General features: G+C 64.6%; 17 protein-coding genes. 12 read left to right on the top strand and 5 right to left on the bottom strand.

Going from position 1 to position 20,936, the window contains the following annotated elements:
- Nucleotides 1-30 precede the first annotated feature (30 nt).
- From P6U28_RS27780 to P6U28_RS27805, 6 genes are all read left to right on the top strand, one after another.
- On the top strand, nt 31-786 hold the full coding sequence (locus P6U28_RS27780; RefSeq protein ID WP_122400944.1) for a 16S rRNA (uracil(1498)-N(3))-methyltransferase: 756 nt from the start codon (nt 31-33) through the stop codon (nt 784-786).
- Between the two features lie 132 nt (nt 787-918).
- Nucleotides 919-2,070 carry an ATP phosphoribosyltransferase regulatory subunit gene (locus P6U28_RS27785; RefSeq protein WP_209294670.1) on the top strand — a complete coding sequence of 384 codons (1,152 nt, stop codon included), beginning with the start codon at nt 919-921 and terminating at the stop codon, nt 2,068-2,070.
- 3 nt (nt 2,071-2,073) lie between these two features.
- Nucleotides 2,074-3,051, top strand: coding sequence for an ATP phosphoribosyltransferase (gene hisG / locus P6U28_RS27790; RefSeq protein ID WP_122400942.1), 978 nt, complete (start codon nt 2,074-2,076; stop codon nt 3,049-3,051).
- A gap of 86 nt (nt 3,052-3,137) precedes the next feature.
- Complete coding sequence (locus tag P6U28_RS27795; RefSeq protein WP_209294669.1) at nt 3,138-4,199, top strand: glycosyltransferase family 2 protein; 1,062 nt, start codon at nt 3,138-3,140, stop codon at nt 4,197-4,199.
- Nucleotides 4,196-5,041 carry a ChbG/HpnK family deacetylase gene (locus P6U28_RS27800; RefSeq protein ID WP_209294668.1) on the top strand — a complete coding sequence of 282 codons (846 nt, stop codon included), beginning with the start codon at nt 4,196-4,198 and terminating at the stop codon, nt 5,039-5,041. Before P6U28_RS27795 ends, P6U28_RS27800 begins: the two co-directional genes overlap by 4 nt.
- A 127-nt stretch (nt 5,042-5,168) precedes the next feature.
- Nucleotides 5,169-5,996, top strand: coding sequence for a DUF2076 domain-containing protein (locus tag P6U28_RS27805; protein WP_129142603.1), 828 nt, complete (start codon nt 5,169-5,171; stop codon nt 5,994-5,996).
- A gap of 640 nt (nt 5,997-6,636) precedes the next feature.
- On the opposite strand, the gene P6U28_RS27810 is transcribed toward P6U28_RS27805, so the two are convergent.
- The gene (locus tag P6U28_RS27810; RefSeq protein ID WP_122400939.1) at nt 6,637-7,446 is read right to left on the bottom strand and encodes a L,D-transpeptidase; all 810 of its coding nucleotides are present in this window, start codon (nt 7,444-7,446) and stop codon (nt 6,637-6,639) included.
- A 315-nt stretch (nt 7,447-7,761) separates the two neighbouring features.
- Here P6U28_RS27810 and P6U28_RS27815 point away from each other — a divergent pair, with 315 nt between their 5' ends.
- Together P6U28_RS27815 and P6U28_RS27820 are read left to right on the top strand one after the other, a co-directional pair.
- Entirely contained in the window at nt 7,762-8,547 is a 786-nt protein-coding gene (locus tag P6U28_RS27815; RefSeq protein WP_164936759.1) for a protein phosphatase CheZ, read from the top strand.
- 156 nt (nt 8,548-8,703) lie between these two features.
- Nucleotides 8,704-9,870, top strand: coding sequence for an IS110 family transposase (locus tag P6U28_RS27820; protein WP_122406408.1), 1,167 nt, complete (start codon nt 8,704-8,706; stop codon nt 9,868-9,870).
- A 535-nt stretch (nt 9,871-10,405) separates the two neighbouring features.
- Here P6U28_RS27820 and P6U28_RS27825 read toward each other — a convergent pair.
- On the bottom strand, nt 10,406-10,927 hold the full coding sequence (locus P6U28_RS27825) for a hypothetical protein (protein ID WP_162500113.1): 522 nt from the start codon (nt 10,925-10,927) through the stop codon (nt 10,406-10,408).
- 315 nt (nt 10,928-11,242) lie between these two features.
- On the opposite strand from P6U28_RS27825, the gene groES reads away from it, so the two are divergent.
- The 3 genes from groES (at nt 11,243) to P6U28_RS27840 (ending at nt 14,793) form a co-directional block, all read left to right on the top strand.
- Nucleotides 11,243-11,539 carry a co-chaperone GroES gene (gene groES, locus P6U28_RS27830; RefSeq protein ID WP_025033779.1) on the top strand — a complete coding sequence of 99 codons (297 nt, stop codon included), beginning with the start codon at nt 11,243-11,245 and terminating at the stop codon, nt 11,537-11,539.
- Nucleotides 11,540-11,748: 209 nt separating this feature from the next.
- Entirely contained in the window at nt 11,749-13,380 is a 1,632-nt protein-coding gene (gene groL / locus P6U28_RS27835; protein WP_122400936.1) for a chaperonin GroEL, read from the top strand.
- 201 nt (nt 13,381-13,581) lie between these two features.
- Complete coding sequence (locus P6U28_RS27840) at nt 13,582-14,793, top strand: hypothetical protein (RefSeq protein WP_129142605.1); 1,212 nt, start codon at nt 13,582-13,584, stop codon at nt 14,791-14,793.
- A gap of 362 nt (nt 14,794-15,155) precedes the next feature.
- On the opposite strand, the gene P6U28_RS27845 is transcribed toward P6U28_RS27840, so the two are convergent.
- Nucleotides 15,156-15,554 (bottom strand): META domain-containing protein, encoded by a 399-nt coding sequence (locus P6U28_RS27845; RefSeq protein ID WP_129142606.1) that lies wholly within the window; start codon nt 15,552-15,554, stop codon nt 15,156-15,158.
- 132 nt (nt 15,555-15,686) lie between these two features.
- Nucleotides 15,687-17,351, bottom strand: a complete 1,665-nt coding sequence (locus tag P6U28_RS27850) for an L-lactate permease (RefSeq protein ID WP_122400933.1) — start codon at nt 17,349-17,351, stop codon at nt 15,687-15,689.
- A 292-nt stretch (nt 17,352-17,643) separates the two neighbouring features.
- Here P6U28_RS27850 and P6U28_RS27855 point away from each other — a divergent pair, with 292 nt between their 5' ends.
- The gene (locus tag P6U28_RS27855; RefSeq protein ID WP_407120275.1) at nt 17,644-19,404 is read left to right on the top strand and encodes an ABC transporter ATP-binding protein/permease; all 1,761 of its coding nucleotides are present in this window, start codon (nt 17,644-17,646) and stop codon (nt 19,402-19,404) included.
- 387 nt (nt 19,405-19,791) lie between these two features.
- Here P6U28_RS27855 and P6U28_RS27860 read toward each other — a convergent pair whose 3' ends face one another.
- Complete coding sequence (locus P6U28_RS27860; protein WP_122406381.1) at nt 19,792-20,802, bottom strand: TorF family putative porin; 1,011 nt, start codon at nt 20,800-20,802, stop codon at nt 19,792-19,794.
- Between the last annotated feature and the right edge of the window lie 134 nt (nt 20,803-20,936).

Consider the following 20,936-nt stretch of genomic DNA (forward strand, 5'->3'; position numbering starts at 1 on the left):
AAGAACGGCGGCAAATCGGACCCTTGAACGATGCCCTCTCACGATTTTCGCGCCCCTCGCCTGTTCGTTGACGCCCCCCTCGCCCAGGACGCTAGGGTGCCGCTCGACCGCGACCAGAGCAATTATCTGGGTAACGTGCTGCGGCTGGCCGCCGGGGCCGAGGTCCTGGCCTTCAACGGTCGCGATGGCGAGTGGCAGGCCGCCATCGAAGGCCGCAAGCGGCCGGATGCCCTCGTCATCCTCCAGCAGACGCGGCCCCAGGACCGACTACCCGACCTCACTTACGTGTTCGCCCCGCTCAAGCATGCCCGGCTGGATTACATGGTGCAGAAGGCCATCGAAATGGGCGCCTCCGCCCTGCAGCCGGTCCTGACCCGGTTCACCCAGGCCTCGCGGGTCAACACCGAGCGGATGCGCGCCAATGTCGTCGAGGCGGCCGAGCAATGCGGCATCCTCAGCATCGCCGCAGTTGCCGAGCCGATGCCGCTGGAGCGCTTTTTGAGCCAGCGCGTCGCGGGCCGGTTGCTGATCTTCTGCGACGAGGCGGCGGAGGTCCAAGACCCCGCTCGGAGCCTGCAAAACGCCCGCGGCGAGGCCGCTCAAGGTATCGACGTGCTGATCGGCCCCGAAGGCGGCTTCGCCGAGGAGGAGCGTACGCTGCTGCTGCGGCAGCCCAGGACCCTGCGGCTGGCGCTCGGCCCGCGGATCATGCGGGCCGATACGGCTGCTGTGGCGGCCCTGGCGCTGGTCCAGACGGTGCTGGGTGATTGGGGCAAGCCCACCTGATCCCGGCTTTGCCTGACCGTTAAGCGATTGATCCTTTGGAGGTCGAAACCGCTGTCGGGCCATGCTAAGGGCTGCGCCAATTCCCGTCTCTCCCTTGGCTACCCGGTTCCACCGGGACGATGGACCCCTGTGATGACCGCGACTGCCACCTCAAATGCTGCCGGCTCCGCCGCCTGGGCGGATACGCTGCTCTTGTCGTTCGCGCAGGCCGGCTATGTCAGGGCCGAGCCCGCGATCCTGCAACCGGCCGAGCCGTTCCTGGACCTCTCCGGCGAGGACATCCGCAAGAGCCTGTACCTCACCACCGACCTGTCCGGCGATGAGCTCTGCCTGCGCCCAGACCTGACCATTCCGGTGGCACGCGACTATCTGGCCTCGGGGCGCGCCGGCCAGCCGGCCGGATTCAGCTATCTCGGTCCGGTCTTCCGCTACCGCAGCGGTCAGGCCAGCGAGTTCCTTCAGGCCGGCATCGAATCATTCGGCCGTCAGGACCGCGCCGCGGCCGATGCCGAGATGCTGTCACTGGCGCTGGAGGCGACCGCCGCTTTCGGCGTCCGCGATGTCGAGATCCGCACCGGCGACGTCGCGCTGTTCAATGCTCTGCTGGACGCCCTCAACCTCTATCCGGTCTGGCGCCGCCGCCTGGTGAAGGATTTCAACCGCAAGATCAGCCTGGAGAAGGATCTGGAGCGATTGGCGGCCGCAGCCACCGCGACGCGCAGCGAATATGAGGGCGTGCTGGCCGCTCTCGCCGGCTCCGACCGCAAGGCGGCGCTCGCCTTCGTCACTGATCTGATGTCGATCGCCGGCACCACCCATGTCGGCGGGCGCACCACGGCCGAGATCGCCGACCGCTTCCTCGAGCAATCGACGCTGAAGGGCGGCGCGCTGCCGCGCGAGGCGATCACCGTGCTCAAGCGCTTCCTGTCGATATCAGGCAATCCCGACGATGCCATCGCCGAGCTGCGCGCGCTCACGCTTGATGCAAAGCTCGATCTCGCCTCGGCGATCGATCAACTCGAGAGCCGGGTCGGCTTCATGGCCGCGCGCGGCATCGACGTGAAGCAGACGCGCTTCTCGACCGCATTCGGACGCGGGCTCGATTATTACACCGGATTCGAATTCGAGCTGCATCACAGAGGCAACTGCGCCGAGCCGCTGGTTGCCGGTGGCCGCTATGACAGGCTGATGACCCAGCTCGGCTCGGCCGCGCCGATTCCCGCCGTCGGTTTCTCGGTCTGGGTGGATGCGCTGAACCGGATCGGCCGCAAGGTGGGAGCTTAAGACATGAGCGCGCCGTTCGTTCTGGCCGTTCCCTCCAAGGGCCGCCTGCAGGAAAACACTGAAGCCTTCTTCGCCCGCGCCGGGCTCAAGCTGTCGAAGGCCGGCGGCGCCCGCGATTATCGCGGCACCATCGCAGGGCTGGACAATGTCGAGGTTGCCTATCTCTCGGCGAGCGAGATCGCCTCGCAGCTGTCGCGCGGCTTTGCGCATCTCGGCGTCACCGGCGAAGACCTGGTGCGCGAGACCATCGCCGATGCCGACAAGCGCGTGTCGCTGATCGAAGGGCTCGGCTTCGGCTATGCCGATGTCGTCGTCGCGGTGCCGCAGGCCTGGATCGACGTCCGCACCATGGCCGACCTCGACGACGTCACCACCGGCTTCCGCGAGCAGCATCACATGCGGATGCGGGTGGCAACCAAGTTCGTCAACCTCACGCGTGCCTTCTTCCAGAGTCAGGGCATCACCGATTATCGCATCGTCGAAAGCGCGGGCGCGACCGAAGGCGCGCCGGCCGCCGGCAGCGCCGAGCTGATCGTCGACATCACCACGACCGGCGCGACGCTCGCCGCCAACGGCCTGCGGGTGCTCGATGACGGCGTGATCCTGCGCAGCCAGGCCAATCTGGTGGCATCCAAAGAGGCCGACTGGTCGCCGCAAGCGCGCGAGACGGCGCGTGTCATCCTCGATCACATCGCAGCGCGGGCCCGGGCCAACAAGTACCGCGAGGTCCGCACCCGCTTCCGGCAATGCGACGCCGCCCTGCTCAGCGAGGCTCACAGCCGATACGGAGTCGAGGCCCCGTTCGGCGGTCCGACTTCGTCAGGCATGCTGACGCTGCACTGCCCGCCCGGGCAGCTCTATGCGCTGGCGAGCTACCTGCGCGAGCACGGCGCCGAGACCGTCTCGGTGGTCTCGCTCGACTACGTGTTCGACCGGGAGAACCCGCTATTCGCCAGGCTCGAGGCGTTCCTGGGGCGGTGAGCCTCGGGTCCGTTCAGCGTAGCGACAGCAAACGGCAGTTACCATATGCGGTTGAGAAGACCTAAACGCCTCTGGAACCTTGATCGATGACGCTGGGCTCTGACGTTTCCGGCATGACGACCACCGCAGCTAGCGCCGCAGCGAAGGGGCTGTCGATCGTCATTCCCGTCTACAACGAGGCGGCCGGCCTCGCCGCACTGCATCAGCGCATCTGCGATCTCGCCAAGACCTTGCGGCAGCGGTATCGCCTGGCCTGCGAGGTCGTCTATGTCGATGACGGCAGCGCGGATGCGACGCTGTCGATCGCCCGGTCGCTGCCGGCCGACGCAATCGACGTCCAGGTGGTGTCCTTGTCGCGCAATTTCGGCAAGGAGGCCGCGCTGATGGCGGGCCTCGACCATGCCCGGCTCGGCGCCGTCATGTTCATGGATGGCGACGGCCAGCATCCGCCGGCGCTCGTCGAAGAGCTGGTGCGGCACTGGATCGATGACGGCTATGACGTCGTCTACACTGCCAAGGCGCATCGCGACAACGAGCCCTTCTTGCGCCGGATCGCCGTGCACGGCTTCTACGCGCTGATCAATTGGGGCGCCCGCCAGAAGATCCCGGAGGACGCCGGCGACTTCCGTCTGCTGTCGCCGCGCGCGGTCGCCGCACTCAGGCAGCTGCCGGAGCGCAACCGCTTCTTCAAGGGCCTCGCCAGCTGGATCGGCTTCCGCCAGATCCGTGTCGACTACGAGCCTGCGGCGCGCGCCCATGGCATCACCTCCTTCAACGCCGTAAGCCTGCTCGGCCTCTCGATCGAGGGCCTGACCTCGTTCTCGGTGGCGCCGCTGCGCTTCGCCAGCCTGCTCGGCGTTATTCTCGCCGGAGGTGCCTTCCTGTTCGGCCTGTCGATCCTCTGGGAGGTATTCACGACCGGCAAGCAGGTCCCCGGCTATCCCTCGCTCGTGGTGGGCCTGATGACGATCGGCGGCGTGCAGCTCATCATGATCGGCATCGTCGGCGAATATATCGGAAAAATCCTGTCCGAGCTGAAGGCGCGTCCGATCTACTTCGTCGCCGAGCACAGCGCGAAGCATTTCGAGGCCGGCAAGGCCCAGGACGATTCAAGCCAGGACGCCGCGAGCAGGACGGCAGCCGAATGAGCACCGCCGCGAGCCCGCGGCGAATCTGGCTCTGCGCCGACGATTACGGCATCAGCCCGGGCGTCAACCGCGCCATCCGCGACCTGATCGAACGCGGCCGCCTCAACGCCACTTCGGTGATGATGGTAGGTCCGGCGATCATGCGCGGCGAAGTCGAGGCGCTGCAGGCTTGTGCAAAGCAAAGCCCGCGCTGCGCGATCGGATTGCATGTGACGCTGTCGGCGCCGTTCCGGCCGCTCACCATGCACTTCCGCCCGCTCGACGGCGACATGTTCATGCCGTTTCCAAAACTGCTGCGCGCGGGACTTTTGCGGCGGCTCGACCGTGAATTCATCCGCAACGAGGTGAAGGCGCAACTGGCCGCCTTCATGGAAGCGTTCGGACGCGCTCCTGATTTTGTCGACGGCCACCAGCATGTGCAGCTCTATCCGCAGGTGCGCGACGGCTTCGTCGATGCAGTCGCTGAGGCTGCGCCAAACGCCTGGGTGCGCCAGGGCGGCCGCGATCTGCCGCTGGCGCAGCGGCTCGCCTCACCGAAAGCGATGGTGCTCGATATCCTCAGCGCGCAATTCCGCCCCCGTGCCGCCAGTGCCGGACTGAGCTTCAATCCCGCCTTCGCCGGCGCCTATGATTTCACGCGCGCGGCCGATTTCGGCGCGCTGATGCGGCAATTCCTGGAAGGTCTCCCCGATGGCGGCCTCGTGATGTGCCATCCCGGCTTCGTCGATGAGGTCCTCGCCGGACTCGATCCCATGACCGACGTGCGTGAACGCGAGCACGCATATCTGAAGAGCGACGCCTTCGCGCGCCTGCTGGCGGACAGCAACGTGACATTGGGATGAAACGGGCGAAAAGCGGGACCAGGCGACAGCTTGTCGCCTACGGAAATTTAATCCGGCCGGCACTGTTGGGGCCATAATGGAACCCTACATCTCCTGCGCGCTTGGTTCTGCGCAGAGGAGACAGATCATGACGCCGCAGGAACGCCAGCTCGTCGACGAGCTTTTTGACCGGCTTTCTAAACTGGAGAATGCACCGCGCGATCCCGACGCGACCGCGGCAATTTCCGACGGTCTGCGCAAGGCGCCCGGCGCGGTCTACGCGCTGGTGCAGACCGTGTTGGTGCAGGACGAAGCACTCAAGCGCGCCAATGCCCGCATTCAGGAGTTGGAGGCAGGACACGGGCCCGAGCAGGCGCAGTCTGGCGGCTTCCTGGATACCATGCGCGAGACGCTGTTCGGATCGAGCCCGTCGCGCGGCTCGGTTCCGAACGTGCCGCCGCGCGATTCGCGGCCGGTCTGGAACAGCGGACAGGCGATGCAGCAGACGCAGCCAGGTTACGGCGCGCCGCCCTACGGGCAGGCCTATGGCCAGGGTCCGGGTCAGGGCTATGGCGCTCCGCCGGTCGGTGGTGGCGGCTCGTTCCTCGGCACGGCCGCAGCGGCCGCGGCCGGCGTCGTCGGCGGCTCCCTCCTGCTCTCGAGCATCCGCGGCATGATGGGCGGTCCGCACCAGCAGGCTTTCGGCGACACCACGATCATCGAGGAGCGCGGTGGCGGCGGCGCAGGTGGAAGCCCCTGGGGCGGTAGCGATCAGTCCGGCGGCTCGCTGGCACGCGATGCGGGCCTGAACGACATCGGCTCCAACCGGGACAGCCGCCAGGGCTTCTTCGACCAGGCGGCGAACGACCGCGACAACAACGACCAGAATTACGACGACGATCGCGACGACAATTTCAACACGGCTGACGACAGCGATTTCGACAGCGGCGATGACGGCGGCAGCGATTACGCGTGAGCATTTGCGCTGCAGATGCAAACCGGCCGCCTCCAGGCGGCCGGTTTCTTTTGAGGCTGAGTTGAAGTGCCTTCTGCGCCAGCGCGCGCAGAGAAGCCGTTCGATATAAATAATATGACTAATGCACACCGTTGCTGGATAGCACCGAGCAGAACGTCAGCAGCGCGCATGACTTCACCATAGAAGTTGAAAATCGCGCTTCTGACGCGTGCAGCCGTAGACTCCCGGATTTCCAAATACGGACATGGGTGTTCAACTGGAAGAACACGTTGCTTCCGCCACACGTCGTGGCTGCCTCTCTTGGCTATAGTCGGGGGTCTTGAACATGAGTCCACTTCAGCAGCGCATTGCAACCTTGAGCGACGTGACAACCCATCTCATCACCGAATTGTACGAGTTGGAGGGACTGCACGAACGCCTCCGGAAGGCGGAGCTGTCGGTGCGGCGGCTAAGCCGCTTCGCTCGCGCACCGCGTTCGGCTTCATCAACTTGTCGTCGCCGTCTCGGGTCGAGGGGACACCGTCAGCAGACATAGACTAACCAAGCAGGCGCTCGGCGGCGGCACGCACCCCCTTCGATGCCGCGCATCCCGAGCCGGCGCGGCATGCGGAGTTGATCGCCCCATCGAGCGCATGACGCTTCACATCACCACGACCTTGGTGCCGACGTTGACGCGGCCGTAGAGATCGATGACATCCTCGTTGCGCATGCGGATGCAACCGGAGGAGACGTTGGTGCCGATGGTCCAGGGCTCGTTGGAGCCGTGAATGCGGTAGAGGGTCGAGCCGAGATACATCGCGCGAGCGCCGAGCGGATTTTCTGGACCGCCTTCCATGTGCCGCGGCAAATCGGGCCGGCGCGCGAGCATCTCGGCCGGCGGCGTCCAGTCCGGCCATTCGCGTTTGGCCGTGATCGACTTCACGCCGGACCAGGTGAAGCCGGGACGGCCTACACCGATACCGTAGCGCAACGCGCGGCCGTTGCCCTCGACGAGATAGAGGAACTTGTTCGGCGTATCGACCACGATCGTGCCCGGACTTTCCTTGCCGCTATAGTCGACGAGTTGCTTCTCGAATTTCGGATCGAATGGACGCTGCCGCGGATCGACCGCGTCCTGCTGGAGCGCGCTTTGCTGAATTGCGCCTTGCATCTGCGGCTCGCCCATCGGCGGCAGGCGGCGCTGCTCGTAGTAAGCCGGCTGCTGCTGATACATCGGCTGCTGCGGCGCATAGGCCGGACCGCGGCCGGGACCGTCGCCGAACAGAAACTCGATGAAGCCGCCACCCAGATTCGAATTCGACGCGACGCGCACCGGCGCCGGCGGCACCTGCGGCGCGTAGAGCACCGCGGGCGGATCGTTCGGCACGGTATTGTCGAAGGCGCCGGCGTCCGCGCCGGCAACGAAGGTGCAAGCGCCGCCGAGCAGCGCAACAGACATTTTCTTGAACATCGACGTACTCTGTACTGTTTCGTCTAGATCACATGCGTCGTGGCGAGCCGGTGGCTGATCCGCGCTCCTCGACGTGGTCAATAAAAAGCAAAAGCCGCTTTGTTTGGTAAACGTATCGGGCGTTTGGATTCACCACGTCGCGAGCGGCGGCGCAATTTCGCGATCAGCGTTTATTTTCGATGAACGCAGCGCGGCCATGGTTAATCGCTTCTTTGCGCAGCGTCGCGCGCGGCCGATCGGCAGTTCCGCCTGTGAACTTCGTGTTAAATCGGTTCTGCCTACAAAGACGCGTGAGTGAGGTGGGGGAGTAACCTGATGGCTGTTCACCGCAAGCGTTTTCGCGTCGAGGATATCATCAGCGGCGAGATGCCGATTCTGGACGACACCGAAGAGGCAATCCCGATGCATAGCGAGATCATGGCCGAGCTGCGCGCGATCCGCGCCCAGATGGCGAAGGGCGTCGTCGCGGCCCCGCTGTCCGGCAGCGCTGCCATGGCGGCGATCGATGCTTCCACGGCGCACGAGCTTGCCGAAGCCCGCACCATGCTCGAGACCTACCGGGCGCAGATCGAGCAGTGCGAGAAGCTGAAGGTCGAGCTCGACCTCATCCACGACGCCATCGATCGTACCAAGCGCGAGATCGCGACGCTGCACGGCAAGAGCTTCGACGGCGGCGAAATGGCCAAGGTCAATGGCGAGCTCGGCGCGGTGGTCGGCGGCACCGAGCAGGCGACCCAGCAAATCCTCGAAGCCGCGGAATCGATCGACCAGGCCGCCAGCGCAATGTCCAAGGTGGACTCGGCCGATCAGCAGAAGCGCCTCGCCGACGATATCCAGGAGCGCGTCATCTCGATCTTCGAGGCCTGCAACTTCCAGGACCTGACCGGCCAGCGCATCAGCAAGGTCATGACCACGATGAAGTTCATCGAGCAGCACATCAATGCGATGATGGACATCTGGGGTGGCGTCGACGCGATCAAGGCCCATGTGCCGGCGCAGGTCGACAACCGCAGCGACGACGAGAAGCTCCTCAATGGTCCGAAGCTCGCCGGCGACGTCGGCCACGCCTCGCAAGACGACATCGACGCGCTGTTTGATTGAGCGGACGCGCATACGGACAAAGCAAAACGCCGGCCCAGGGCCGGCGTTTTTGTTTGCCGTCATTGCGAGCGAAGCGAAGATTCCATGGGGAGTGGATAGCGACCGGGTCTGAGGCCAGACTGAGGGTTGCTGAATCCATTCAACCTGGAGACGACGATGTTGCTCGATCATCCTTCCGACGGACTGGCCGCTATCCGCACGCAGTTTGGCGCAATTTTTGTGTCATTGGAACTGAGCCGTTCGACATGGCTGGTCACTTCGCTGTCGCCCTGCAAGGGCGAGAAGATGTCCAAACGCAGCATGAAGGCCGGCGACCTTTCGGAACTGTTGAAGCTGTTTGCGGAGCTGAAGCGCAAGGCGCAGGCGCGAACGGGTGAGAGCTATCCGATCATCACGATCCAGGAGGCGGGGCTGGACGGGTTCTGGCTTCACCGCGCCCTGCAGCAGGAAGGCATCGAGAGCCACGTAGTCGATCCGGCCTCGATTGCGACGCCGCGCCGGCGCCGGCGGGCCAAGACGGACCGGCTGGATGGCGAGACGCTGTTGCGGACGCTGCTGGCCTACAAACGCGGCGAGGTACGGGTCTGCGCCATGGTCGTTGCGCCCTCTCCGGCAGAGGAGGACCGCCGTAGGCTGTGCCGCGAGCGAGAGACCTTGATCGCGGAGCGGATCGAGCATGTGAACCGGATCAAGGGTCTTCTGTTCGCGCAAGGGATCTTCGACTACGCGCCGCTGCGGCGAGACCGGCGGAAGCGGCTGGAGGCCTTGCGGACGGGCGACGGGCGCGCCTTGCTGGCGCATCTGAAGGCGCAGATCAGCCGCGAACTCGACCGGCTCGAACTGCTGCTCGACCAGATCACGGCGGTGGAGCGCGAGCAGGATGCGTTGCTGGCCGCGAGCAAGGCGGCGGGGGAGAAGACCGTATCGAACCCGGTGGCAATGCTGCTCGAACTGAAGAGCCTGGGCCCGAACTTCACGGCCGTTCTCTGGTCGGAGGCCTTTTACCGGCAGTTCGCCAACCGCCGCCAGATTGCATCCTATGCCGGCCTTGCAGCCACGCCATGGCGCAGTGGCGGCATCGAGCGCGAGCAAGGCGTGTCGAAGGCTGGCAATCCGCGCCTGAGAACCACGATGATCCAGCTCGCCTGGCTCTGGGTACGCCACCAGCCTCAATCGGCTTTGACCCAGTGGTTCAAGGTGCACAGCCAACGCGGCCGCAAGCGCGCGATCGTGGCGCTCGCGCGCAAGCTGCTCGTGGCCCTCTGGAAGTACGTGACCGCGGGCGTGGTGATCGAGGGAGCCGAGATAAAGGCCGCCGCCTGACACCACGCTCCTCAGCCTCAAAGCCAATCCGCCGAGATTGATCAGCCTCGGCCGATCCGGGTGGACGAACCGATGGATTGCATGGCTTCAAACGCCGTAACGAAGAATGGTCTCGTCCTCTCGAGCCTGCCCGCCGCAAGCGGAATGTTGGTGCAGCCGCCGCCGCGCGGCGACCGAATGTGAGTTTGATCTGGCAAGCAAACCAGATTGCAAAAACCGGCTCGACCCTTGGATCGCCTGACGAAAAGGAGTTATCCGCCCGCTGCCCCGACTGCCAAAGCCTGATGGCGTGCTCGCTCGAGTCAAGGCCAAGTCGCTTCGCGACGGCCCTCCGGGCCGACCTTGACTCGATCTGCGCGCGCCATCCTACGTGCTCCACGGTCGGGACGAAGAGCTGGCCTGCAATCGAACAAAGAGCTGAACAAACCGCCTTGACACACCAAATCCCCATGTGAGCAATCCAGACTGTCACCCTGGAAAGACTCTCGATTGCTTCGCTACGCTCGCAATGACGAGTGGTTGGGCCGGAGCCCTATCACGCCCTTGGCGCGCAGCGGACGTAGACCATGTTGCCGTAGCGCGTGGCGGCGTCCTTGTCGATGAAGCGGGTGATCAGGACGCGGCCGTCGAAGGAGACGATCTCGCGGTCCTGCTCGCCGGGGGTCGGACCGGCCGGTCCGATGTAGTTCTTGCCGCTCGGCGAGCCCTTCAGCCGCAGTTCCTGCGGCGTCGCCTGGTCGGCCAGATGCATGATCACGCCGCCGGATGAACCGGCGCCGATCACGTAGGGATTCTTGCACTGGGCTCTCGCCGCAGCCTCGGTGCGAGCGCGGTCGGCCGGGTTCTGGAACGAGGCGAGACCCCAGCGACCGACGATCTCGTCGGCGCGGATGGTGGCCGGCATTTCCGGAGCTGTGCCGGGCTCGGCTTCGGGCGGCGGCGAGGACGACGAGAAGGATGGCAGGCTCATGCCGCCGCCGCAGGCGCCCAGCAACAGCGCCAGACAAGAGGCGGCCGCCAGATTGGCAACCGTGCGCGTGTGAGCCGAACAGATCATGGCATTCCCCCGAACAAGACCATGGCCGCACCCCTCCCGCAGCCAAGCGCAAAACCGCTGCCGGAGCAATGACGTCCTTCTATACGCCGGCGCTCCGAACGAGTTTCCAATGCCACCATCCTATATCCGCCTCAACAACCGCTTAACCACCTTTGCTTGACAGGATCGCAGCCAAGCCATATTTCCGGGCCCACTATTAGCACTCGGAAAGCCCGATTGCTAAGCGCGCCGTTCGATCCTCGAGGAGAGGGTGGACGGAAGCGCCGCCCCACCGACTTCCACTACTTCCGAAGCGAGCCTCCAAAGGGAAACGTCATGGCTAAATCCAAATTTCGTCCGCTGCATGACCGTGTCGTGGTCAAACGTATCGACGCCGAGGAAAAGACCAAGGGCGGCATCATCATTCCCGACACCGCCAAGGAAAAGCCGTCGCAGGGCGAGGTCGTCGCCGTCGGCCCCGGCGGCCGCGACGAGACCGGCAAGCTGATTCCGATCGACCTCAAGGTCGGCGACCGCGTGCTGTTCGGCAAGTGGTCGGGCACCGAGGTCAAGATCGACAATGAAGAGCTCCTGATCATGAAGGAGTCGGACATCATGGGCGTGCTGGCCTAAGGCCACCCGCCTGAACGGCCACTGAATGCTCCGCTGTCATGCCCGGGCTCGACCCGGGCATCCATCCTTCCTCACAAGATGATGGATTGCCGGGCCTACGCCACGCCGAAGCGGCTTCGGCCGCGCAGGCGGGTCAAGCCCGGCAATGACGAAGACAGCGCCGCACGCACGAAACAAGACACATCACGAAACAAGAGGGACTGCAGACCATGGCTGCCAAAGACGTCAAGTTTTCCGGAGACGCGCGCGAACGCATGCTGCGCGGCGTCGACGTTCTCGCCAACGCCGTCAAGGTGACGCTCGGTCCGAAGGGCCGCAACGTCGTCATCGAGAAGAGCTTCGGCGCGCCCCGCATCACCAAGGACGGCGTCACCGTCGCCAAGGAGATCGAGCTCGAGGACAAGTTCGAGAACATGGGCGCCCAGATGGTGCGTGAGGTCGCCTCCAAGACCAACGACCTCGCCGGCGACGGCACCACCACCGCGACCGTGCTGGCCCAGGCCATCGTGCGCGAAGGCGCCAAGGCGGTTGCCGCCGGCATGAACCCGATGGACCTCAAGCGCGGCATCGACACCGCGGTTGCCGCGGTCGTCAAGGATATCGAAAAGCGCGCCAAACCGGTCGCCGCCTCCTCCGAGGTCGCCCAGGTCGGCACCATCTCGGCCAACGGCGATGCCGCCATCGGCAAGATGATCGCCCAGGCGATGCAGAAGGTCGGCAACGAGGGCGTCATCACCGTCGAGGAGAACAAGTCGCTCGACACCGAGGTCGACATCGTCGAGGGCATGAAGTTCGACCGCGGCTATCTCAGCCCCTACTTCGTCACCAATGCCGAGAAGATGACCGCCGAGCTCGAGGACGCCTACATCCTCCTGCACGAGAAGAAGCTCTCGGGCCTGCAGGCCATGCTGCCGGTGCTCGAAGCCGTGGTGCAGTCGGGCAAGCCGCTCGTCATCATCGCCGAGGACGTCGAGGGCGAGGCGCTGGCCACCCTGGTCGTCAACCGGCTCCGTGGCGGCCTCAAGGTCGCCGCCGTCAAGGCGCCGGGTTTCGGTGACCGCCGCAAGGCCATGCTGGAGGACATCGCGATCCTCACCGGCGGCCAGCTCATCTCCGAGGAGCTCGGCATCAAGCTCGAGAACGTCACGGTGAAGATGCTGGGACGCGCGGGCAAGGTGGTGATCGACAAGGAGAACACCACGATCGTCAAGGGCGCCGGCAAGAAGCCGGAGATCGAGGCCCGCGTCGGCCAGATCAAGGCTCAGATCGAGGAGACCACCTCGGACTACGACCGCGAGAAGCTCCAGGAGCGCCTCGCCAAGCTCGCCGGCGGCGTCGCGGTGATCCGCGTCGGCGGCGCCACCGAGATCGAGGTCAAGGAGAAGAAGGACCGCGTCGAGGACGCGCTCAACGCCACCCGCGCCGCGGTGCAGGAAGGCATCGTCCCAGGCGGCGGCGTCGCGCTGCTCCGCGCCAAGAAGGCGGTCGGCCGTCTCACCAACGCCAATGACGACGTCCAGGCCGGCATCAACATCGTGCTGAAGGCACTGGAGGCCCCGATCCGCCAGATCTCCGAGAACGCGGGCGTGGAAGGCTCGATCGTCGTCGGCAAGATCCTGGAGAACAAGTCCGAGACCTTCGGCTTCGACGCCCAGAACGAGGACTATGTCGACATGGTCGAGAAGGGCATCATCGATCCGGCCAAGGTGGTGCGCACCGCGCTGCAGGACGCCTCCTCCGTGGCCGGCCTGCTGGTCACCACCGAAGCCATGGTCGCCGAGCTGCCGAAGAAGGAAGCTCCGCCCGCCATGCCCCCCGGCGGCGGCATGGGCGGCTTCTAAGCCTCCATCCCAATGAAAGTGTTGCGAAGGCCGCCTCCAGGCGGCCTTCTTTTTTGCCGACCCTGCCTCCTCGCTTTCCGATTCAACCAGCGGCCAAAACCCACTACGGTGGCGCGCCGATTCTGATCGTTTGGGCATGATCCTCTCGGAAAACCGCTTCACACTTTTCCGGATCATGCCCGTTGCCCGAGGATCTCATCAATGCGTGCGCTTCTGGTTTGTTCGACAGCCGTTTTGGCGGCCCTGCTCACCGTTTCGCCGCATCCGGCCTCCGCCCAGATGAAGCTGTCGCCGAAGTCGACAGTGCCGGGCGGAACCGAGACGCGCTATTTCACCTCGATCGACGGGCTGATGGACGGCAATGCCGACGTGATCCTGAAGGAGACACGGCAGGGCAAGACGGTCACCGCGGCGGTGCTCGACGTCTGTTACCCGGTCGCGAAAAACTCCGAGCGCAAGGACCGGTTCGTCGTCAATCTCCAGGTCGCCGGCCAGACGCTGACGGGAACGACGCAGAGCCTCGGCGAGAAGTCGCCGGTCAGCGTCAAGCTGACGCGCAAACAGTCCGGCGACACGTTCGAATTCCGCGGCCAGATCGCGATCGGTCAGGCGGTGACCGAGGTCACCTCGCCCGACAATTCCGATCTCAGCGAAAGAGAATTCCTGGACAGTCAGACCTCCGACGACGGCATCACGCCGCAGCCGAAGGATTTCACCGACGTCTCGCCGGAAGCGATCGCAGTCAAGGTCAAGCTCGACGCTGCGACCGACTTCCTGAAGAGCCTGAAGGGCCAGGAGGTCGAGGTGACGCTGGCGAGCCTCAATGTCGGCTGCGATGCGCTGCGCGCGGGCGAGCAGACCATCAACATGTCGGTCGATCCCGAGCGCGCGGGCGCGCTGCTGTCGAAATTCAAGGCGATGCCCGGCGTCACGGCCGCTGGCTGGACTGCGGGCATGACCGAGATGGACCGCACCATCCGCTTCCCCGCGGCCGACTGGCGCGAGGGCGACAAGATCAACAAGGGCAAGCTTGCGACCGCGGTGGCGAACGTGCTGAGCAGGACACTCGCGGCAAAGCCGGTGTCGCAAAACTTCAATCCGGCCACCGGCAAGCTTAAGCTGGTGTTCAAGCGGCCGAACCAGGATTTTCCGGCGCTCGAGCTCACCGACACGATCGAGGTCGCAGGGCTCGTATCGCCCGACAAGCCGGGCGCCACCGACAAGCTCATGCTCTGGATCGGCAGCCCCGCAACCACCACCGCCGACGAGAGCAGCGGTGCCAAGCTCAATTTGTCCGAGGACGCGAGCCCGGACGAAGAAGGCGATCTGCCCGACGACAACGGCTCGATCGAGGCGCTTGCCCAGGAGCTGAAGGGCCAGCGCTGGGATGCCGACAAGTCGGTGTGGAAGTAGGCCGAGCTACCGTGCCCCGGACGCAGCGCGACAGCGCTTCAGAGCCGCCCCCCCAAGAGGCTGCACGCGAAGTCGGGGATGAATTCCTGGGTCCCGGCCCTGCGTCGCATCGCCTAAAGCGCGATGAGATTTGGATGAATCGTCATCGCGCTTTAGCTTGTTGTTTACGCATGATCTTTCCGGAAAACCGCTTCGCACTTTTCCGGATCATGCTTTAGGCGATGCGCCTTGTCCGGGACATGAGAGTGCCGCGAGCGAGACCTAAACCGCGATGGGATCAGGATGAATCACCATCGCGCTTCAGGTTATTGTTTGAGCATGATCTTTTCGGAAAACCGCTGCACACTTTTCCGGATCATGCTTTAATTGCCGTTGACGCGAAAGCGCAGCGGCTTGGGACCTGTGAGCATGAGGACGTCACCCTGGCGCTTCCAGGTCTCGACGCTGCCGAGTGCGGCGACGAGCTCGTCATCGGCCTGCGCCTTTGCAGGCGGACAGGAACGGTCCTGGATCTGGGTGGGGACGAAGATCACGGTGTTGCCGGCAACCGAGAACTGGCCCTTGCCGCCCTTGCACCAGAGCTCCAGCACGACCTCCCCATTGTCGCCGATCTCGATGTTCGGAATCCGTTTCGAGCCTGCCTGCGGCAACGCCTCCAGCGTCATCTCGGTGCCGAAGGGAAACCCCTCCTCGGCACGCGCGAGCGTGGACATCGCGAGCATTGCAACCACAGCGCACACCAATCGCAGAAGCGAAACCATGAGACCTCTCGAGCGACCTGATTTGCGGCACCTTCTATAGGACAGCCGTGCCGTTGAGAAGGTTCGCGGCCGACGCAAACATCCCCGCGGGGATGAACCTCGCGGGGATTTGTCGAAGCGCGACGCTGACGGCTACTTCAGGACCAGCGCCGTGAACGGCCAGACATAGGCCTGCAGCGTCACGAGCACGCCGACCAAGCAGGCCAGCACGATCGAGTGCCAGAACACGAAGCGCAGAATCGAGCCCTCGTGGCCGTACCACCGCGTCGCGGTGGAGGCGACCACGATCGACTGCGCGTCGATCATCTTGCCCATCACGCCGCCGGAGGAGTTCGCCGCCGCCATCAGCACCGGCGACAGGCCGATCTGCTCGGAGGTGATCTTCTGCAAATTGCCGAACAGGATGTTCGAGGCGGTGTCCGATCCCGTCAGCGCCACGCCCAACCAACCGAGCAGCGTGCCGAAGAAGGGATAGAGCACACCGGTCGCCGCGAAGGCGAGACCGAGCGTCGCGTCGACACCCGAGAGGCGGGTGAGCGTGCCGATCGCGAGCATCGCCGAAATGGTGATCAGCGAGATCGCGCACAGCCGGATCGTGCGGCCGTACTCGACCAGCAGGCGTCCCGGCCCAACCCCCATCAGCAAGCCGGAGATGATCGCCGCGATCAGCATGCCGGTGCCGGTGAACGACAGATAGGTGAACGCGAACACCGCGCCCTCCGGCGTCGGCTTGGCCGCCACAGGCGGCATCTTGTTGATCATCTGGTGCAGGTCGGGAACGGGGTAGTTCCAGGTGAAGACCGAGTTCGCCCAGGTCTTGAATGCGCCGTTGCCCCAGATCAGCATCACGATACAGACGATGATCCAGGGCAAAAGCGCGCTCCACAGCTCGGACTGGGTCAGCGGCGTCTTGTCCAGCGGCGTTGCCTTTTCCATCTGCGCGGCCGATTCGTCATGGCCGCGCAGCTCCGGCGACAACCAGAGCTGCCGCGGCTGCCACACTTTCAGGAACAGGATGAGCGCGCCCATCGAGATCAGCGACGCCCCGATGTCGACGATCCAGGGATTGACGTAGTTCGAAATCACATACTGGGGGATCGCGAACGACACGCCGGTGACGAGAATCGCCGGCCAGACATCCTTCATGCCCCGCCAGCCCGCGAACGCCCAGACCACCCAGAACGGCACGATCAGCGAGAAGAACGGCAATTGCCGGCCGACCATCGCGCCCAGGATGTAGGGATCGAGCCCGGTGACGGAAGCAAGTCCCTGGATTGGCGTGCCCAGCGCGCCATAGGCGACCGGCGCCGTGTTGGCGATCAGCGACAGGCCGGAGGCTGCGAGCGGCGAGAAGCCGAGCCCGATCAGCACCGCGCCAGTGATCGCGACCGGCGTGCCGAAGCCCGAGGCGCCTTCGAAGAAGGCGCCGAACGAGAACGCGACCAGCAAGAGCTGTAGGCGCCGGTCCTCGGTGACACCGCCGATGGCGCGCTTGAGCAATTCAAAGCGCCCGGTGCTCACCGTGACCTGGTAGAGGAAGATGACGTTGAGGACGATCCAGCCGATGGGAAAGAAGCCGGTGACGATGCCGAGCGCCGAGGCGCGGATCGACATGCCCGCCGGCATGGTGAAGATCAAGATCGCGATCAGGTTGGTGATGATCACGGCGATCACGGCCGCGATGTGCGCTTTCACGCGCCCGCTCGCGATCATGACCAGGAGCGAGACGACCGGAACGGCTGCCGCGACGGTCGACAGTGCCGCATTGTTCAGCGGATTGTAGATTTGATTCCACATGGCTTCCTCCCCCACGCCTGTTTGCGGCAGGCGGCCCGCGTGGAGAGCCGGTCCTGCTTGACGCTGGAAGCGATAACCCCCGAGTTGGACGCGAATTCCTCGCGAATGAAGCGGTTCCCGTCCGCTCACAAGCTCGCGAAGTCCGAATGCCCCCGCCCCGCGCCGTCAACGTCCATGCTAGGGTCGCCGGCCGGGACAACGCAAATTGCACAACTTGCGACTTTAGTCTAAGCGCGCTTGTTTCTGCCGTTGCTACAGGCAGTTGCGCATACCCCCGAGGAGACCCCGCTCTGTGAAGAACATCAGCGCCGCGCTCGCGATCGTCTGGCGAATCGCAGCCCCCTATTTCCGATCCGAGGACAAATGGGCCGGCCGCGGCCTGCTCGCCGCCGTGGTCGCGATGGAGCTGGCGCTGGTCGCGATCGACGTGCTGGTGAACCAGTGGCAGAACCGGTTCTACAGCGCGCTCCAGACCAGCGACTGGGACAGCTTCGTGCGGGAGATCTGGATCTTCATCGCGCTCGCGTTCACCTATATCGCGCTGGCCGTCTACAAGCTTTACCTGAACCAGTGGCTCCAGATTCGCTGGCGGCAATGGCTCACTCGGCATTATCTCGGTGAATGGCTCGGGGGCGCCACGCATTACCGCATGCAGCTCAAGGGCGATGCGGCCGACAACCCGGACCAGCGCATCACCGAGGACGTCAAGAACTTCGTCGAGCAGACCCTGACCATCGGGCTCGGCCTGCTCTCGTCGATCGTGACGCTGTTCTCCTTCGTGATCATCCTTTGGGGCCTTTCCAACGCCGCGCCGCTGCGCCTGTTCGGCACCGATCTCATGATCCCAGGCTATCTGTGCTGGGGCGCACTGATCTACGCGATCTTCGGCACCGCGCTGACGCACTGGATCGGCGCACCGCTGGTCAACCTCAATTTCGAGCAGCAACGTTACGAAGCCGACTTCCGCTTCAACCTGGTCCGCGTCCGCGAGAATTCCGAGCAGATCGCGCTGCTCAGGGGAGAAGGCGCCGAACGCGCCCGCCTGCTCGATCGCTTCGGTTTCGTGATCGCCAACTGGTACGGCATCATGAGCCGGACCAAACGCCTCACCGCGTTCACGGCCAGCTACCAGCAGGCCGCAGTGATCTTTCCCTACGTGCTGGTGGCGCCGGCCTTCTTCGCCAAGAAGATCCAGCTCGGCGACATGATGCAGACCGCATCCGCCTTCTCCAGCGTCCAGGGCGCATTGTCGTTCTTCGTCACGGCCTACCGGTCGCTGGCGGAGTGGCGCTCGATCGTTGCGCGCCTCGATGGCTTCGAGATGTCGGTCGAATCGGCGGCGAATTTGCCGGCACGTGAGCCTGCCATCGCCCTGGAGGTCGCCGGCGGCCGTCATATCGACCTCGAGCAGCTCTGCGTTAACCTGCCCAACGGCACGCCGCTGGTGGCCGCCAAGGCCTTCACGATTCAGTCCCCGGAGCGCGTGTTGGTGACCGGACCGTCGGGCTCCGGCAAGTCCACGCTGTTCCGGGCCATCGCCGGCATTTGGCCGTTCGGTACCGGCACGGTTGTCATTCCGGCGAAGGCAAAACTGATGATGCTACCGCAACGGCCCTATTTTCCGGTCGGCGTGCTGCGCGATGCCGTTGTCTATCCGGCAGCGCCCGGCGCGTTCAGCGCGGCGCAAGTGCACGACGCGCTGATCGCGGTCGGGCTGCCTGACCTCGCCGGACGGCTCGACGAGGACGGTCACTGGAACCGGATGCTGTCGCTCGGCGAGCAGCAGCGCCTGGGGCTTGCGCGCGCACTGCTGCATGCGCCGGACTATCTGTTCCTGGACGAGGCGACTGCCTCGCTGGATGAGCCGTCGGAGGCCCGGCTGTACCGGCTCCTGGCGGAGAAGCTGCCGCAGGCCACCATCGTCTCGATCGGCCACCGCTCGACGCTCGACGCCTTCCACACGCGGAAGGTGGCCTTGGTGAAGGACGGTGCGATCCACGTTGTCGGCAGGGGCCGTGAACCGGTCGAGGCGGAGCCGACCGTCGCGCCCTGAGGCGCAAAGGGACGTGGCGCCCCTCGGTCAGCGCCACCGAAGGTCCAGCTGCCTCCTCTCGTGTCCCGGACAGGCCGCAAGGCCCTTCAGCGTTGCGGCGCAGCGCCGGCACCCAGATGTCGTACTCCAGTCGCACTCCAGAAGGATGGGCCCCGGCTCTGCAGCACCGCTGAAGCAGCGCTGCGTCCGGGCCAGGAGAACGAGACGCGGTTCACATCCACAAATCCACACTGCAAACGCAATCCGGAGTGCGAGGCGTCAGCGTCGATCTTCAGCCCCACACGTCGCGCTCTCGCGCAGCGGTCGAGCATCCCTCTCACCAGCCCCAAAAGCAAAAGGGCGGCAGATCGCTCTGCCGCCCTCCTCAAGTCGTCTCGGTCAGAAGACTTACTTCAGATTGCTCATCGCCGTCAGGTCGAATGAGAGCTTGGCGACGCCGGCCGCGCTGCACCAGTTGGAGCCGAAGCCGCCCGGGTTGATCGGGGTGAAGCTGCCGTCGAACTTCGCGGTGTAGTCGCTGGTGAAGGCGTTGCAATCGCCCTTCTTCAGGTCGGTGTCGTAGTAGCGCAGATCGAGCGTGAACACCTTGTAGGTGAAGCCGACGCCGACGTTCCAGGTGTTGTAGCTCGGCTCCTTGATGCCGTTCGCGTACACCGGATCGCCCGCGATGCCGTAGAAGATGTCGGAGGTGCCGAGCCACTGCCGGCCGAACTCACCCGACACGTACATGCCGACGCCGCTGGCACCGAAGATCGTGCTCGGCGCGGTCCACTTGGCGGTGATCGAAGCGTAGTTGCCCCAGGCACCAAGGTTGAGGAAGTTTGGCGAGTAGTACTCGTTAAAGCCGACCGTCCACTGGTCGTTGATGTTGATGTTCAGCTTGGCATAGGCCTCGAAGAAGCTCGCGTCCTTCTTGGCGAAATTGCCGTTGATCGGAAGGCCGATAGCGCCCTGAGAGTAATCGATGTCGGTGCCGCAATTGCCCTGGGCGAGGGTGCCCTGCGAGCCGAAGCAGCTTCCGCCAGGATAGAGATAGCCCCAGACACCGAAGTCGAAGGCGAACATGCCGAAGGTCGGGCGGATACCGCCGTAGATGTCGACTTCGGCCGCGGCGCGGTTCGGGAACGAGATGCTCTCCGCGGACGCACCGATGTAGAGCTGCAGGTCTTTGTTGACGTTGTAGCGCGGCTCGAAATAGGCCGTGACCGACGGATTATGGTTGGACTGCGTAACGCCGCGGAAGATGTAATCGCTCATGATGCCGGCGCCGAAGGCGATATCCCAGGGATCGAAGGCAGGCGGCGGCGGGGCTTTCAGCGCCTTCACGGGCAAGTCTGCCGCGAAAGCCGAACCCGTTACCATTGCCAGCGCCGTGGCCAACAAAGTCACTTTTTTCATTTCGATCCCCATCGCCAGTTCTTAGACCCCAGTCGGATCCCGGAAGCCCCCGGGGCGCTCGACCTGATTGCAAATTTCATCGCTGCGGCAATTTGGATTGGGGGACAGGAACCGTGAAGCAAAAAGCGCGGGCA

It is taken from the genome of Bradyrhizobium sp. STM 3561, assembly GCF_045571455.1.
Classification (GTDB): domain Bacteria; phylum Pseudomonadota; class Alphaproteobacteria; order Rhizobiales; family Xanthobacteraceae; genus Bradyrhizobium; species Bradyrhizobium vignae.

Excerpts from the sequence above, each read along its gene's own strand:
- P6U28_RS27780 (WP_122400944.1), top strand. The coding sequence starts at position 31 with ATGCCCTCTCACGATTTTCGCGCCCCTCGCCTGTTCGTTGACGCCCCC.
- P6U28_RS27785 (WP_209294670.1), top strand. The coding sequence starts at position 919 with ATGACCGCGACTGCCACCTCAAATGCTGCCGGCTCCGCCGCCTGGGCG.
- hisG (WP_122400942.1), top strand. The coding sequence starts at position 2,074 with ATGAGCGCGCCGTTCGTTCTGGCCGTTCCCTCCAAGGGCCGCCTGCAG.
- P6U28_RS27795 (WP_209294669.1), top strand. The coding sequence starts at position 3,138 with ATGACGCTGGGCTCTGACGTTTCCGGCATGACGACCACCGCAGCTAGC.
- P6U28_RS27800 (WP_209294668.1), top strand. The coding sequence starts at position 4,196 with ATGAGCACCGCCGCGAGCCCGCGGCGAATCTGGCTCTGCGCCGACGAT.
- P6U28_RS27805 (WP_129142603.1), top strand. The coding sequence starts at position 5,169 with ATGACGCCGCAGGAACGCCAGCTCGTCGACGAGCTTTTTGACCGGCTT.
- P6U28_RS27810 (WP_122400939.1), bottom strand. The coding sequence starts at position 7,446 with ATGTTCAAGAAAATGTCTGTTGCGCTGCTCGGCGGCGCTTGCACCTTC.
- P6U28_RS27815 (WP_164936759.1), top strand. The coding sequence starts at position 7,762 with ATGGCTGTTCACCGCAAGCGTTTTCGCGTCGAGGATATCATCAGCGGC.
- P6U28_RS27820 (WP_122406408.1), top strand. The coding sequence starts at position 8,704 with ATGTTGCTCGATCATCCTTCCGACGGACTGGCCGCTATCCGCACGCAG.
- P6U28_RS27825 (WP_162500113.1), bottom strand. The coding sequence starts at position 10,927 with ATGATCTGTTCGGCTCACACGCGCACGGTTGCCAATCTGGCGGCCGCC.
- groES (WP_025033779.1), top strand. The coding sequence starts at position 11,243 with ATGGCTAAATCCAAATTTCGTCCGCTGCATGACCGTGTCGTGGTCAAA.
- groL (WP_122400936.1), top strand. The coding sequence starts at position 11,749 with ATGGCTGCCAAAGACGTCAAGTTTTCCGGAGACGCGCGCGAACGCATG.
- P6U28_RS27840 (WP_129142605.1), top strand. The coding sequence starts at position 13,582 with ATGCGTGCGCTTCTGGTTTGTTCGACAGCCGTTTTGGCGGCCCTGCTC.
- P6U28_RS27845 (WP_129142606.1), bottom strand. The coding sequence starts at position 15,554 with ATGGTTTCGCTTCTGCGATTGGTGTGCGCTGTGGTTGCAATGCTCGCG.
- P6U28_RS27850 (WP_122400933.1), bottom strand. The coding sequence starts at position 17,351 with ATGTGGAATCAAATCTACAATCCGCTGAACAATGCGGCACTGTCGACC.
- P6U28_RS27860 (WP_122406381.1), bottom strand. The coding sequence starts at position 20,802 with ATGAAAAAAGTGACTTTGTTGGCCACGGCGCTGGCAATGGTAACGGGT.